Source organism: Bradyrhizobium algeriense, from assembly GCF_003062295.1.
In the GTDB taxonomy this organism is placed as follows: Bacteria; Pseudomonadota; Alphaproteobacteria; order Rhizobiales; family Xanthobacteraceae; genus Bradyrhizobium; species Bradyrhizobium algeriense.
In genome coordinates this window covers 22190-35237 of record NZ_PYCN01000012.1, presented here as the reverse complement: position 1 = coordinate 35237, position 13048 = coordinate 22190, and the positions used below count along the sequence as shown (strand labels likewise).

Here is a 13048-nt window from a genome sequence, read left to right as displayed (position 1 = left end):
TTTTGCGGGGAGGACAACCATGGAAATGCAATGCGAGGCGTTTCACGCCGGCTCGATCCATATTAGATTGGCATAATGGATTTGATCCCCGAACCCGCGCCTAATCTTCGGCAATTGCTGGCCTTTTATCTGGAGGCCGGGGTCGATTGCGCGTTGACGGAGGAGCCGGTCGATCGGCTGAGCGAGCCCGACGCCCCTATAGCCCCCGTCCCGGTCCGCGAGACGGCGCCACCCCGCCAGTTGCGGGAAACCCCCGCCGCGACGCCGGCGGTTCCGCGCAGTGAAATAGCGCCCCCGCCGGAAGCGGCGATCGCCATCGCGCGCGAAGCGGCGCGAACGGCGCCGACGCTGGAAGCGCTGCGCACGCTCCTGGAAAATTTCGAGGGCTGCGCGCTGAAAAACACCGCGACGCGGCTGGTGTTTGCCGACGGCAATCCGCAAGCCCGCATCATGTTCGTCGGCGAAGCGCCCGGGCGGGACGAAGACATCGAGGGCCTGCCCTTTGTCGGGCGTTCCGGCAAATTGCTCGACCGGATGATCGCGGCGATCGGGCTCGACCGCAGCAAGGCCTATATCGCCAACGTGATCCCCTGGCGGCCGCCCGGCAACCGCACGCCGACGCCGCAGGAAACGCAAATCTGCCTGCCGTTCATCCAGCGGCAGATCGAGCTCGTGAACCCGGACGTGCTGGTGACGCTCGGCAATCCCTCGACACAAACGCTGCTGTCGACCCGCGAGGGCATCATGAGGACCCGTGGAAAATGGTTCGACTACGACACCGGCACCCGCACCATCCGCGCCATGGCGACGTTCCATCCGGCCTACCTGTTGCGGTCGCCCTCCTACAAGCGGATGTCGTGGCAGGACCTGCGCGCCATTGCGAAGGCACTTGAGCAGACAGTGTCTCCCTCATCTTGAGGAGCCTGCAAAAGCGGGCGCGTCTCGAAGGATGGGCCGAGGGACCGACTACGGCGCTTTCGGCCGCACGATGGCCCAGCCGACGCGCAACAGCGGCTGGCGGCCGTTCACCATCCATTCAAAAGCGCGCGGCACTTCCGGCACCAGGCCCGGAAAGCGTTGCGCGATCTCGGGAGGCGGCGTGCCTGAGGTGTCGGAGGCGCGCCAGACCACGACGCCGCCGGTCTGGTTGAATTTCGCGGCCGACAGCCACGGCGTTCGTTCCGGCGTGGCGTCGAGCAACAGATGTGGCCGCCCGGCGCTCATCGCGATGAAACTCGCCAGCTGTGGATCGCCGGCTACCGCACGCAGCCTCTGGTTGGTTCGCCGTTCGAAATTGTCGCCGAAGAAATGCGCAATCGCCTTCGCCGGCAACGCGGTCGGCACTTCGGCAGCGCCGGTCCACGGCAGAACAAACGCGGTCGCGATCACCGCGACGGCGGGAGCGGCGACCGCCGCGGCCCAGACCGCGCGCAACACGCGCTGACGCCGCAGGTGAATCAGATCGCCGGTCGCCACGATCACGGCAAGCCCCGACATTAGCAATGCAACGCCCGCGCCGCCCACGACGTGGTCGAAATTGAACAGCCCGGCCAGGAAACTTCCGAGCAGCGCTGGGGCGATGGCGAAGAAATAGACGAAGTCGCGCGCCAGCGGATCGACCGGTGGCCGGTAGATGATCGGCGCTTCCCCGGCATTGCGGGCGAACCAGCCGGAATTGAGGATTGCCAGCAGCACGATGGCGGACATCGCCAGCGCCAGGCCGATGAGCAGCTCACCCCATTGCAGGATGCGCGCGCCGAGATCGGAGATCGCGGGCCATTGCGGCATGGCGAGTGCGTCGGCGCGGAGCAGCCAGATCAGATAGGGCAACACCAGGACGACGATCACGAGCAGCGCATAGAGCGGGTCGAGCGACATCAGCACGCGCCGCCCCCGCACGGTGGCAACGGCAAATCCGGCGAGCATCAGCAGCATCCCGGGCGCGGCCGACGTCGTCAGCAGCAGCAGCCCGGCCTCGATCGACCAGGCGAACCACGCATTGCGCCGGTTCTGGCCGATCAATTGCCAGGAATGCAGCAAAAGCAGCGCCCACAGCGGGCGCGCCAGCACCAGCGGGCCGAACTCGACGCCGGGCGAGCTGAACGCCACCACCGTCAGCGAGAGCAGTACCGCGAGCACCGCCTGCTGCCCGCCGACGATCGCGCGGGCCAGTTGATAATAGATCCAGAAGGTGACGACGGCGCAGGCCTGCGCCAGCAGATAGACACCGAACATGTTGTTGCCGGCGGCGCGGAAAGCGATGTCGGCGAGCCAGAACGCCAGCGGCGGACCGAGCCAGGTTCCGACCTGGTATTCCCGTCCGAAGGCCAGCGCGGTGGCAAGGTCGCCAGGCGGACTGCGGTAGAGCAGCATCGGCAGGATCAGCCAAAGTCCGGCCTGGGCCAGCACCACGATCCAGACCACCAGCCGCGGCCGGGCGCGGATCAGTTCGACAACGAGCGAGGTGAAGCGCATGAAACGTCCGAATGCCAGGGCCGAGCAGCCCTGTCCCCAGGACGTTTGATAGAGCGCAGCAGCCGCCGAGGCAACCGGCCTCAGATCGTGACTGAAATCTCGGAAGTAATCTCTCCGTCCACGGTAAAGAGATCGGGTTCGACCGTCTCTTGGGCCGTCTCGGGGTAATGTTTCAGCCGCGCGGCGATCACCGGCGCGAAAAATCGGCGGTGGTGGATGCTCGGGCCTAACCGGTCCAGCGCCTCGCGATGTTCCGGCACGGCGTAGCCCTTGTGGGTTTCGAAGCCGTAGCCCGGGCAATCCAGCGCCAATGCGCACATCAGGCGGTCGCGCGTTACCTTGGCGATGATCGAGGCGGCTGCAATCGACATGACGATGCCATCGCCGCCGATTACTGCATCGCAGTCGCAGGGCACGTCGATCTTGTCGCGGCCATCGACAAACACATGCTGCGGCATTTCGGGCAGCGCGCGCACGGCCCGCGCCAGCGCCCAGAGCGAGGCGCGCAGGATATTGTCGCGATCGATCCGCGCCGGCGAGGCAAAGGCGACCGCAAAGGACGATGTCGCGCAGATTTCCTCGAACAGTTCCTCGCGGCGCTCGGCGGTCAGCCGCTTGGAATCGTCGATCCCTTTGGGAATTCGCCTGGGGTCGAGCACAACGGCGGCCGCCACCACCGGACCTGCCAGCGGACCGCGGCCGGCCTCGTCGCAGCCGGCCACCGGCCAGATGCCACGCTTGATCAGCGCTCTTTCGCGGCGAAAGCTCGGCGGCGCGACCGCGATCACGCCCTTGGGCGCCTCGGCCTTTTCCATACCGGCCTTCTTATCGGTTTTTTTGGCGTTTTTCTTGGCGGACTTGTCCCGAATCATGCCGGGATCGTGCGAAAGCGCGCGCCCGGGCGCAACCGGAAACCCGGCACAATTCCCGTTATTCAGCGCGCCGCCGTTGCCACTCCGTGGCCTCAATCACATAAACGCTCCGACTTCCGCGTTCGGGATCCGCAATCGTCTCCTGATAGCGCATTCCGAGCTTCTCGAGCGCATGAATGGATGGTGCATTTCTCGGATCGACCAGCCCGAGCAATCTGCCGCATTTGAGTTGCTCGAACCCAAAGGCAAGCTGCGCCTCGCCGATTTCGGTTGCGATCCCCTTGCCCCATGCCCGGCGCGCAAGGACAAACCCGATCTCAAAATCGTCGGCTCCCAGCGCGTCACATCGGGCCAAGCCGGCAAAGCCGATGATTTCGCCCGCAGGCTTTTCCATCAGAACCGCAAACCCCGTGAGGCTGCGGCCGAAGGTGAAGAATCGCCGAATGAAATCTTCGGCGGCGTCCCCTGCCATCGGCGCTCCGGAAAATGCAAAGCGCATCACATCGCTGTCACCGAAGATCAGACTGTGCAGAACCGATATGTCGTCTTCGACCACAGCGCGCAGAATTAGCCGCGGCGTCGTCAAGATGACGAGCGGCTGCTGTTCCGATAGCGGTGCGGGCTTCTGGTTCATCAAGCTGCAATACCGCAACTTGCCGGCAGAGAGAAGCGGCGCGGCCATCGCATCGTGGGTTCTAATCCGGCAGATGAACCCGCCGGTCGTTGCCAACCTCGATGCCGGGCGCGACCACGACTTCCCAGGGATGGTTGTCGGGATCGCCGAAATAGCCGGAGTAACCGCCGTAATCGGTCTTGTGCGCGGGCTTCAATAGCGACGCACCGCAGGAGATTGCGAAATCCAGCACGGTGTCGACCTCCTCGACGGAGCTGCAATTCCAGGCGAGTGTCGTTCCGCGAAAGGTTTTCGGCCGCGGCTCATCCGGCAGCGTGACGTCGCGGGCGAGTTGATCCCACGGGAATAGCGCGATCAGCGTGCCGCCGGTGTCGAAGAAAGCGACCGCCTCGCCGGTTGCCTGCATTTTTCGGGCAAAGCCGAGCGCTTCGTAAAACGCGATACTGGCGCGCATGTCGGTTACGCCGAGCGTGATTACCGTGAACCGGGGGGTTGGCGCTTTGGTACTCATGCTACTCTCCTATCCGTCATTGCCTGCGACAAACGCGAAGCGTTTGCGCAAGGGAGCGTAAGCGACGAAACAATCCATTGTTCCGTGGCGACATTCCGCCTTCGCTCTTCGAGCTACGGCGGACAAGTCGCTTGCGCCCGAATGACGGCTTCTAGAACAAACTCAGTTGCTGTCCGCTTCGCTTCGGCTTGATGAAATGATCGGTCGTCAGCTTCGAGCGGCGCTTGTTGAGGCCGAGCTTTTCGCAGGCGATTTCGAACCGCCGCCCGATCATCCAGGCCATCGGGCCGGTGCCCTTCATCCGCGTTCCCCATTGCGAGTCGTAGTCGCGCCCGCCGCGCATGTCGCGGATCAGGGTGAAGACGTGACGGTAACGATCGGGATAGTTCGCCATCAGCCATTCGCGAAACAGGTCGCGCACTTCCAGCGGCAGCCGCAGCAGCACGTAGCTTGCTTCCTTGACGCCGGCATGGGCTGCGGCATCGAGAATGCGTTCGATCTCGGAATCGTTCAGCGCAGGAATGACGGGGGCGACCATCACGGTCGCGGGAATGCCGGCCTGCGACAATTGCCGCAGCGCCTCCAGTCGCTTCGGCGGCGTCGAGGCGCGCGGCTCCATGGTGCGCGCGAGCTTGGGATCGAGCGTGGTCACGGATATGGCGACCTTGGCCAGATTGCGCTTCGCCATCCGCTGCAGAATATCGATGTCGCGCGTCACCAGCGCCGATTTGGTCACGATGCCGACGGGATGGCCGGCGCGATCGAGCACTTCGAGAATGCCGCGCATGATCTTGTGCTCGCGCTCAATCGGCTGATACGGGTCGGTGTTGGTGCCGATCGCGATCATGCGCGGCTCGTAACCGGAGGCGGCCAGTTCCTTCTCGAGCAGTTCCGGCGCGTCCGGCTTGGCCAGCAGCTTGGATTCGAAATCGAGCCCGGGCGACAGCCCGAGAAAGGCGTGGGTCGGCCGCGCGAAGCAGTAGACACAGCCATGCTCACAGCCGCGATACGGATTGATTGAACGGTCGAACCCGATGTCGGGCGAGTCGTTGCGGGTGATGACCTTGCGCGAGGTATCGAGCGATACCGTCGTCTTGAACGGCGGCAGCTCGTCCAGGCTCTGCCAGCCATCGTCGAAGGCAACCCGCGCCTCGGCCTCGAACCGGCCGCTATCGTTGGACTGCGCGCCGCGGCCACGCCGTCGCTTGCCTTCGATGGTGACCGCAAGCTCAGGAAAAGGTGTCGCACCCGCCGGCTCGGAGGGCGCCGTGACCGGCGGGTGCTTGAGGGCATGAGAGGATGCTCGGCTCATGAAGCGAACATAGCACGTCAAAAGAACAAATCAAGAACATCATCGACAACAATTCACATGAAGCGCAAACGTCGTAGAAGGCAGCGGCGCCAGGTGCCGCAAAAAACTGCACGCAAGCGGCTGCTTTGATTATGACAAGGTGATAACAGTGCAGCGTTTTTCCTCGTATGAGCCACCGAAGCCTCATTCATGTTGAGCGTGATCATTCCAACCGAAGGGGTCGAGCAGCCCGCCGTCGCAACGCTTGCGGCGCTTGTGCCGGGAGCTGCAGCCGGCGTCATCCGCGAGGTCCTGTTGGTCGACAGGGCCGGCAACGGCGTGATCGAGCGGGTGGCCGACGTCGCCGGCTGCGGCTTTCTCAAGTTTGAAGGAACACGCGCCGCGGCGCTGGCCGCCGGTGCGCGGGCGGCGCGCTCGCCATGGCTGATGTTCCTGCACGCCGGCGCGGTGCTCGACAACGGATGGATCGACGAGACCACGCAGTTCATCCAGAACGTATCGAGCAGCGACCGGCCGCGCGCCGGGGTCTTTCGCTATGCCCGCTCGCCCTACGCCGACACGCGGCTGCGCGACGGCTTCAAATTCGTCGCCCGCATGATTACCGGGCCGTCGGCGGAACAGGGCCTCCTGATCGCGCGCGATCATTATGAGCGGCTTGGCGGCCACCGGCCGGATTCGCGCCGTTCCGAGACGCGGCTGCTGCGCCAGCTCGGCCGCTCGGCGCGCACCCAGTTGCGCAGCCGGATCATGGTCGTCGCCTGAAGCGGTACACCGCAGGGCCCAGACACAAAATATCGAAAACAACCCCATGCAAAGTAGAACGGGGCTGGCGCGCCTCGCACGATGCCTGCCGTCAAATATATACTTGCCAAAAGCAACTATATATTTGACAATGGCAAATATCGAGGGAGTATCATGCCACAACCGGATTCCGAACGGGAAGTCGCGGCGGTTCGCGCCTTCAACCGCTTCTACACCCGCAGGCTCGGCGTGCTGGACCAGCAGGTCGTGAAAAGCCCGTTCTCGCTGAGCGAAGCCCGGGTGCTGTACGAGCTCGCCCACCGCGAAGATCTCTCAGCCAAGGAGATTGGCGCCGAATTGGGCCTCGATGCCGGCTATCTCAGCCGCATCGTGCAGAATTTCGATGAAACCGGGTTGATCACCCGCGAACCGCTGCCGTCCGACCGCCGGCAATACCGGCTCGGATTGACCGCCAAAGGCCGTCAGGCGTTCGCCAAACTCGAGCGCAATACAAAGGACGACGTCGCAGCGATGCTTGCCGCGCTGACACGCGGCGGCAGGGAGCGCCTGATCGGGGCAATGACCGACATCGAGCGGCTGCTCGGTGATGGCAGTGTAGCGCCAAAGCCGGCGACGCTGCGCGAGCCGCGTCCCGGCGACATGGGATGGGTGGTGCAGAGCCACGGCGCGCTCTACGCCCGCGAATACGGCTGGGATTCCTCGTTCGAGGGGCTCGTCGCCGAGATCGCGGCCAAGTTCCTCAGCTCGTTCGACGCATCGCGGGAACGTTGCTGGATCGCTGATATCGAGGGAGCGCAGGTCGGCTCGATATTTCTGGTGCGGCACACCGACGATATCGCCAAGCTGCGGCTCTTGCTGGTCGACCCGGCCGGGCGTGGCCAGGGTCTGGGCCATCGGCTGGTCGCCGAATGCATCGCGTTCGCGAAGGCCTGCGGCTATCGGCGGATCACGCTGTGGACCCAGAGCATCCTCGTCGCCGCCCGCAAGATCTACCAGGAAGCCGGATTCAAGCTGGTTGCCACCGAGCCGCACCGCAGTTTCGGCCAGGACCTGATCGGCGAAACCTGGGAACTCGAACTGTGAAGCCGGGGCGTCGCGATATCCCGCGGCGCGTCACGCCGGACCTCCTGGATTTTTACATCAAGCGTGCACATGAGTTGCGCGAAGAATGGTATCGCAACATGTGGCATGCGATCTGGTCGTGGCTGGTTAGGCCACGCTGAATCTTCGTCAGGCCGACGCGCCTTGTGCTTTAGGCCGCCGCAAGTGCTCGTCGAGTCGCGGCATGATCTCGACGAAATTGCAGGGACGCGTGCGGTAATCGAGTTGGGCGGCGAGGATGCCGTCCCACGCATCGCGGCAGGCGCCCGGCGATCCCGGCAGGCAGAAGATGAAGGTCGCGCCCGCAACGCCGGCAGTGGCGCGGCTCTGCACCGTCGAGGTGCCGATCTTGGCGTGGCTCAGCATGTGGAAGGCGATGGAAAAGCCATCCATCCGCTTCTCGAACAGCGGCTCGACCGCCTCCGGCGTCACGTCGCGGCCGGTAAATCCAGTACCGCCGGTGGTGATGATGGCATCGACGCCCTCGTCGGCGATCCATCGCTTGATGATGACGCGGATCGCATCGATGTCGTCGACGATGATCTCGCGCGCGGCAAGCCGATGACCCGCCGCCGTCAGCCGCTCCGTCAACGTGGTGCCGGATTTGTCATCGGCCAGCGTGCGGGTGTCGGAGACCGTCAGCACCGCGATGTTGAGCGGCACGAATTGTTTTGATTCATCGATGGAGGACATGACCGCTTCTTCCCGTCGTGCCCGGCCTAAAGCGCGAAGCGCGTCTTCGCGTTGAAAAGGCCGGGCATCACGTCTTCAAACTACAACGCGAAACTATAACGCGCCTTCAAATTACAAAGCGCCTTAATTACAAAGCGCCTTGGGCAAACGTGTTGCAGGCCTGCACCGTGCCCTGCTGGTAGCCGGTCATGAACCATTGCTTGCGCTGTGCCGCGGAGCCGTGGGTGAAGCTGTCCGGCACCACCCTGCCCGTCGACTGTCGCTGCAGCGTGTCGTCGCCGATCGCGGTTGCTGTTTTCAATGCCGCGTCGATGTCGCCGGCTTCGACGAACCCCGGACGTTTCTTTTCCTCGCGGTTGACCCAGACGCCGGAAAGACAATCCGCCTGCAGTTCGACCTTGACCTGCAGCGCGTTGGCTTCCGCCTTGCTGCCGGCCTGCTGCTGCAGCCGCTGCACCCGCGGCAGGATGCCGAGCAGGTTCTGGATGTGATGTCCCGCTTCATGGGCGATGATATAGGCTGTCGTGAATTTGCAGGTGCTGCCCGAACAGCCGCGAAAGCGCGTCTCGACTTCGCGGAAGAAACCGGTGTCGAGGAAGATCTGCTTGTCCGGCGGGCAGTAGAACGGTCCCATCGCCGACTGCGCCATGCCGCAGCGGCCGCCATTGGTGGCGTTGCGAAACAGCACGATGCGCGGTCCCGTGTAATTCTGTCCGCTGGACTGGAAGATCTCGCTCCAGCGGTCATCGATCTCGCCAAGAATGCCGGCGATCATGCTGCCGACTTCGTCTTTCGGCGCGCCGGTCTTGGCCGGCCCCGACCGGCGATCGGTCTGGTAGGTCGGCGCCTGGTTGCCGCCGGTCAAGATTTCGGCGCCGCCGATCAGGATGCGCGGATCGATTCCGAAAGCATAGCCGACCAGACCGAGCACGATAATGGTGCCGATGCCGAGCCCGCCACCGCCCATCGGCAGACCAAAACCGCCACCACCGCCACCCATTCCGCCGCCGCTATCGTCGCGACGGTCTTCAATGTCGTCGCTGCGGCGGAAATCATCGTAACGCATGGCGGTGTTTCCTCATCCCCGGCTGTTTGCTCGAATACCCAACGCGGCAATCACGTAAAATTTCCATTCCATTAATCAATAGCCCGCCCGGCAAAAATTGCCTAGTGCGCAAGCGGCCGCAATCTCTGCTGGTAATGTAATCGGCAGACTCTCTTCCGCATTCTCTGTCGGCAGCAGACTTGGTTAAGTCGATTTTTACTTTGCGGGGTCAATGTATCGCCAGTCGGTTGTTTAGTCCCGCGTCGCCGACAGCGTCGCCTGAGTCAGAGTAATTGAGTCATGGTAGTGTCGCGTCGCGGGGCGTCTGCAAGGGCGCCCCGCACTAAATTTGAGTCTGAGTCCAGCGCTCGCATCGTCGTCGGCGATTGCGTCGCCGAGATGTCGAAGCTTCCGGCGGGTTCCGTCGATCTGGTGTTCGCAGATCCGCCGTATAACCTGCAGCTGAAGGGCGACCTCAAGCGCCCCGATGAATCCCATGTCGATGCCGTCAACGACGACTGGGACAAGTTCTCATCCTTTGGCGCCTATGACGATTTCACCCGCGCCTGGCTGCTGGCCTGCCGCCGGGTCATGAAGCCGTCGGCGACGTTGTGGGTGATCGGCTCCTATCACAACATTTTCCGCGTCGGCTCGATCATGCAGGACCTCGGCTTCTGGGTCCTCAACGACATCGTCTGGCGCAAGACCAATCCGATGCCGAATTTCCGCGGCCGCCGCTTCACCAATGCCCATGAAACCATGATCTGGGCGGCGCGCGACGAGAAGGCCAAGGGCTATACGTTCAATTACGAAGCCTTGAAGGCCGCCAACGAGGACGTGCAGGCGCGTTCCGACTGGCTGATCCCGCTTTGCACCGGCGAAGAACGCCTCAAGGGCGCCGACGGCAAGAAAGTGCATCCAACCCAGAAGCCCGAGGGCCTTTTGGCGCGCGTGCTGCTGTCGTCGTCGAAGCCCGGCGACCTCGTGATCGATCCCTTCAACGGCACCGGCACCACAGGCGCCGTGGCAAAACGTCTCGGCCGCCGCTACATCGGCTTCGAGCGCGACAAGACGTATGCGAAAGCGGCCGAAGCGCGCATCGCGGCGGTCGAACCGCTGCCCGACGCGACGCTGGCGCCGTTCATGACCGCGCGCGACGCCCCCCGCGTGGCCTTCTCCGAACTGATCGAGCGCGGCATGATTCCGCCCGGCACCAAACTGGTCGACTCCAAGAAGCGTCACGGCGCGCTGGTTCGCGCCGACGGCGCCATCATGCTCGGCGACAAGGTCGGCTCGATCCACCGCATCGGCGCGGTGGCGCAGGGCTCGGGCGCCTGCAACGGCTGGACCTTCTGGCATGTCGAGACCAAGAGCGGCCTGAAGCTGATCGACGAGCTGCGCGCCGAAATCCGCTCCGGGATGGCGGCCGGGTAAGCCTCATTTTCACGTCATCGCGCCACGCCCAGAGGCCCCATGGCACGGCCGCACCAAAGCACCGCACCGTGCGCATGGCCCGCCGGGCCGGCGATGGCGCGAAATTCGGCTTTGCCCATACTCCGCGCAGCCGGCGCCGTCCGCCAGCATAGCAGCCGTGCCATGCACGCGGGTAGCGATGCGCCTTTTCGCTCCTATGTGTTTGACGAGATACGTGATACATTCATTTCTGCATAAGAGATTACTGCCATGCGCACGCGAGGCTCTGAGTCGTTCATTGTGCTGCCGCTGCTGCCGATCTTCCTGATCGGCTTGTTTCCAATACTGCTGTTGAGTTTGATGGGCCCCGCCGGACTGATCATCCTCGGCATCCTGGTCGCCAGTGCGGGCTTGACCGACATTCTTGACGCCAGCGGCTCCTTCAGTGAGCAGATCATTGTGCACGGCTATGCGCGAGGATCGGAGCGCACGGGGCAACGAACCGCGCTGCGTTCGGAAATACGTTTCGCATCCCTCATGATCGCTGCCGGTGCCGGCCTTGCGGTCGCCGGCATAGCCGGTCTGGCGCTATCGTAGAGAGCGAGCTTCGCTCGTCTCCAGAGCGAGCTTCGCTCGTCTCGAGAGCGCCGGCTCCGGCCGGTAACAAACTCGTCGCTTGCGCATCCCGCAAAAATTTGAGCATGGACGTGACGCAAGGCGGCAATGCCGCCGCGTGTCGCAACAAGTGTCCTGGCAAGAAGCAATGCGGGAGAATTCCAAATGCTCAAATTCTATTTCAACGGATCGCCCAACCCGACCAAGGTCGCCCTCTTCCTCGAGGAAGCCGGTCTTGCCTACGAGCCGGTCGCCGTCGACACCCGCAAGGGTGACCAGTTCAAGCCGGAATATCTCGCCATCAATCCGAACGCCAAGGTGCCCGCGATCGACGACGACGGCGTCAAGGTGTTCGACAGCAATGCCATCCTGCTCTACCTCGCCGAAAAGACCGGCAAGTTTCTGCCTGCGAACACGCCGGCCAACCGCGGCGAATTGCTGTCATGGCTGATGTTCGCCGCCACCGGCGTCGGCCCGTTTTCCGGCCAGGCCGTCCACTTCAAGCATTTTGCGCCGGAAAAAATCGACTACGCCCATAACCGCTACCAGTTCGAGGCGCAGCGGCACTTCGGTATTCTCAACGACCACCTCGCAAACCGCCGCTACATGGTCGGCGACACCTACACCATCGTCGACATGGACGTCTGGGGCTGGGCCCGCATGCTCCCCTTCGTTCTCGGCGACGACGCAGTCGCGAAATATCCCAACGTCAAGCGGCTGGTCGACGAGATTTCGGCCCGTCCGGCGGCGGCAAAGGCGATCGCGCTGAAGGACAGCTTCAAGTTCAAGGCCGAGATGGACGACGAGGCCCGCAGCAACATGTTCAAGCATATGTCGGTGAAGGCGGCCTGAGCGCAGCATCATTAGAAACGGCGCCCGCAAGGGCGCCGTTTTCGTTTCAGTCTTCATCTTTGCCAGAACGGCTTGGCCACCTCATTGGCAACTTCCGCCCAGCACGTGCCGATATCCTGCAACTCGCGCCCGCTCATCGCCGCCAATTGACGCCGTGTGCGGCTGCGCTTCCGCCAGATGCGCACAAGCGCGAGCGCGCTTGCCGCGACGGCAAAGGTTCCGGACTTTTGCGAGCCAGGTCGTCGATGCGGCCTGCTCTCCGCGCAAACACTGCTCAATCGCTTAAACCACGGCGGCGAGCTTTCGCTCTGCCGGAAACGGCCCAAGCACGCGCTCGACCAGCGCTGAATCGCAATATTCCTTGATCTCCTTGATCTTGCCGTCCTCGATGCGCCAGACCATGCAATATTGATTGTCGTAGCGGAGCCCGGCCTTGGTGACGTTATCGCCGCGGGCTTCGACCACGACATAATCGCCCTCCGCGATGAAGTTGAACGCGACCGTGCGCGGCCGCACGGCGAAGAACGAGCGGAAATGGCCCATCAGGCCGTTCTGGATAGCGTCGCGGCCCCTGAACTCATGTGACCAGGAATACTGGCCGGTCACGATCCAGGTGGCATCCTCGGCGAGGTTATCGACGAAGGTGGTGCCGCTCCGGTTGGCGGAATCTGTGTAGACCTGCTGCACTAGTTTCTTGTTCGCTTCTGCGCTCATGGCGGCTCTCCTTTGATCTGTGCTGCAGATCATCGCGCGCGGCATGCCA

The 13048-nt window shown here is 63.4% G+C and carries 15 protein-coding genes; 6 read left to right on the top strand and 9 right to left on the bottom strand.

All coding sequences use genetic code 11. The features are described from left to right. The first annotated feature begins 81 nt into the window (after positions 1 to 81). Positions 82 to 918, top strand: a complete 837-nt coding sequence (locus C7G61_RS22500; protein ID WP_108518822.1) for a uracil-DNA glycosylase — start codon at positions 82 to 84, stop codon at positions 916 to 918. A 48-nt stretch (positions 919 to 966) separates the two neighbouring features. Here the strand turns inward: C7G61_RS22500 and C7G61_RS22495 are convergent, their stop codons facing one another. The 5 genes from C7G61_RS22495 to C7G61_RS22475 form a co-directional block, all read right to left on the bottom strand. Further along, complete coding sequence (locus tag C7G61_RS22495; protein ID WP_108518497.1) at positions 967 to 2475, bottom strand: glycosyltransferase family 39 protein; 1509 nt, start codon at positions 2473 to 2475, stop codon at positions 967 to 969. Positions 2476 to 2555: 80 nt separating this feature from the next. Continuing rightward, the gene (locus C7G61_RS22490; RefSeq protein ID WP_108518495.1) at positions 2556 to 3347 is read right to left on the bottom strand and encodes a ribonuclease HII; all 792 of its coding nucleotides are present in this window, start codon (positions 3345 to 3347) and stop codon (positions 2556 to 2558) included. Between the two features lie 58 nt (positions 3348 to 3405). Continuing rightward, positions 3406 to 3981: a GNAT family N-acetyltransferase gene (locus C7G61_RS22485; RefSeq protein ID WP_108518820.1), complete on the bottom strand. Its 576-nt coding sequence runs from the start codon at positions 3979 to 3981 to the stop codon at positions 3406 to 3408. 61 nt (positions 3982 to 4042) lie between these two features. After that, a complete protein-coding gene (locus C7G61_RS22480) occupies positions 4043 to 4492 on the bottom strand; it encodes a VOC family protein (RefSeq protein WP_108518492.1) in 450 nt (149 codons plus the stop codon). A 151-nt stretch (positions 4493 to 4643) separates the two neighbouring features. After that, on the bottom strand, positions 4644 to 5804 hold the full coding sequence (locus tag C7G61_RS22475) for a PA0069 family radical SAM protein (RefSeq protein ID WP_108518490.1): 1161 nt from the start codon (positions 5802 to 5804) through the stop codon (positions 4644 to 4646). Between the two features lie 189 nt (positions 5805 to 5993). Here C7G61_RS22475 and C7G61_RS22470 point away from each other — a divergent pair, with 189 nt between their 5' ends. After that, positions 5994 to 6566, top strand: coding sequence for a glycosyltransferase family protein (locus C7G61_RS22470; protein WP_108518487.1), 573 nt, complete (start codon positions 5994 to 5996; stop codon positions 6564 to 6566). Positions 6567 to 6719: 153 nt separating this feature from the next. After that, complete coding sequence (locus C7G61_RS22465) at positions 6720 to 7649, top strand: bifunctional helix-turn-helix transcriptional regulator/GNAT family N-acetyltransferase (protein WP_108518484.1); 930 nt, start codon at positions 6720 to 6722, stop codon at positions 7647 to 7649. 147 nt (positions 7650 to 7796) lie between these two features. Here the strand turns inward: C7G61_RS22465 and moaB are convergent, their stop codons facing one another. Together moaB and ypfJ are read right to left on the bottom strand one after the other, a co-directional pair. Then, complete coding sequence (moaB, locus tag C7G61_RS22460; protein ID WP_108518481.1) at positions 7797 to 8360, bottom strand: molybdenum cofactor biosynthesis protein B; 564 nt, start codon at positions 8358 to 8360, stop codon at positions 7797 to 7799. 127 nt (positions 8361 to 8487) lie between these two features. Next, the gene (ypfJ, locus tag C7G61_RS22455; protein WP_108518478.1) at positions 8488 to 9426 is read right to left on the bottom strand and encodes a KPN_02809 family neutral zinc metallopeptidase; all 939 of its coding nucleotides are present in this window, start codon (positions 9424 to 9426) and stop codon (positions 8488 to 8490) included. Between the two features lie 279 nt (positions 9427 to 9705). On the opposite strand from ypfJ, the gene C7G61_RS22450 reads away from it, so the two are divergent. The 3 genes from C7G61_RS22450 (at position 9706) to C7G61_RS22440 (ending at position 12285) form a co-directional block, all read left to right on the top strand. Then, positions 9706 to 10839: a site-specific DNA-methyltransferase gene (locus C7G61_RS22450; protein WP_108518475.1), complete on the top strand. Its 1134-nt coding sequence runs from the start codon at positions 9706 to 9708 to the stop codon at positions 10837 to 10839. A gap of 279 nt (positions 10840 to 11118) precedes the next feature. Further along, positions 11119 to 11415 carry a hypothetical protein gene (locus C7G61_RS22445; protein WP_244608418.1) on the top strand — a complete coding sequence of 99 codons (297 nt, stop codon included), beginning with the start codon at positions 11119 to 11121 and terminating at the stop codon, positions 11413 to 11415. A gap of 183 nt (positions 11416 to 11598) precedes the next feature. Beyond that, positions 11599 to 12285: a glutathione S-transferase family protein gene (locus C7G61_RS22440; protein WP_108518470.1), complete on the top strand. Its 687-nt coding sequence runs from the start codon at positions 11599 to 11601 to the stop codon at positions 12283 to 12285. Positions 12286 to 12338: 53 nt separating this feature from the next. Here C7G61_RS22440 and C7G61_RS47495 read toward each other — a convergent pair whose 3' ends face one another. Next, positions 12339 to 12470, bottom strand: coding sequence for a DUF1127 domain-containing protein (locus C7G61_RS47495; RefSeq protein ID WP_420836787.1), 132 nt, complete (start codon positions 12468 to 12470; stop codon positions 12339 to 12341). 97 nt (positions 12471 to 12567) lie between these two features. Continuing rightward, positions 12568 to 12999 (bottom strand): nuclear transport factor 2 family protein, encoded by a 432-nt coding sequence (locus C7G61_RS22430; RefSeq protein WP_108518466.1) that lies wholly within the window; start codon positions 12997 to 12999, stop codon positions 12568 to 12570. Positions 13000 to 13048 lie beyond the last annotated feature (49 nt).

Excerpts from the sequence above, each read along its gene's own strand:
- C7G61_RS22430 (WP_108518466.1), bottom strand. The coding sequence starts at position 12,999 with ATGAGCGCAGAAGCGAACAAGAAACTAGTGCAGCAGGTCTACACAGAT.
- C7G61_RS22465 (WP_108518484.1), top strand. The coding sequence starts at position 6,720 with ATGCCACAACCGGATTCCGAACGGGAAGTCGCGGCGGTTCGCGCCTTC.
- C7G61_RS22440 (WP_108518470.1), top strand. The coding sequence starts at position 11,599 with ATGCTCAAATTCTATTTCAACGGATCGCCCAACCCGACCAAGGTCGCC.
- C7G61_RS22480 (WP_108518492.1), bottom strand. The coding sequence starts at position 4,492 with ATGAGTACCAAAGCGCCAACCCCCCGGTTCACGGTAATCACGCTCGGC.
- C7G61_RS22470 (WP_108518487.1), top strand. The coding sequence starts at position 5,994 with ATGTTGAGCGTGATCATTCCAACCGAAGGGGTCGAGCAGCCCGCCGTC.
- C7G61_RS22485 (WP_108518820.1), bottom strand. The coding sequence starts at position 3,981 with ATGAACCAGAAGCCCGCACCGCTATCGGAACAGCAGCCGCTCGTCATC.
- C7G61_RS22495 (WP_108518497.1), bottom strand. The coding sequence starts at position 2,475 with ATGCGCTTCACCTCGCTCGTTGTCGAACTGATCCGCGCCCGGCCGCGG.
- moaB (WP_108518481.1), bottom strand. The coding sequence starts at position 8,360 with ATGTCCTCCATCGATGAATCAAAACAATTCGTGCCGCTCAACATCGCG.
- C7G61_RS22490 (WP_108518495.1), bottom strand. The coding sequence starts at position 3,347 with ATGATTCGGGACAAGTCCGCCAAGAAAAACGCCAAAAAAACCGATAAG.
- C7G61_RS22475 (WP_108518490.1), bottom strand. The coding sequence starts at position 5,804 with ATGAGCCGAGCATCCTCTCATGCCCTCAAGCACCCGCCGGTCACGGCG.
- C7G61_RS22450 (WP_108518475.1), top strand. The coding sequence starts at position 9,706 with ATGGTAGTGTCGCGTCGCGGGGCGTCTGCAAGGGCGCCCCGCACTAAA.
- ypfJ (WP_108518478.1), bottom strand. The coding sequence starts at position 9,426 with ATGCGTTACGATGATTTCCGCCGCAGCGACGACATTGAAGACCGTCGC.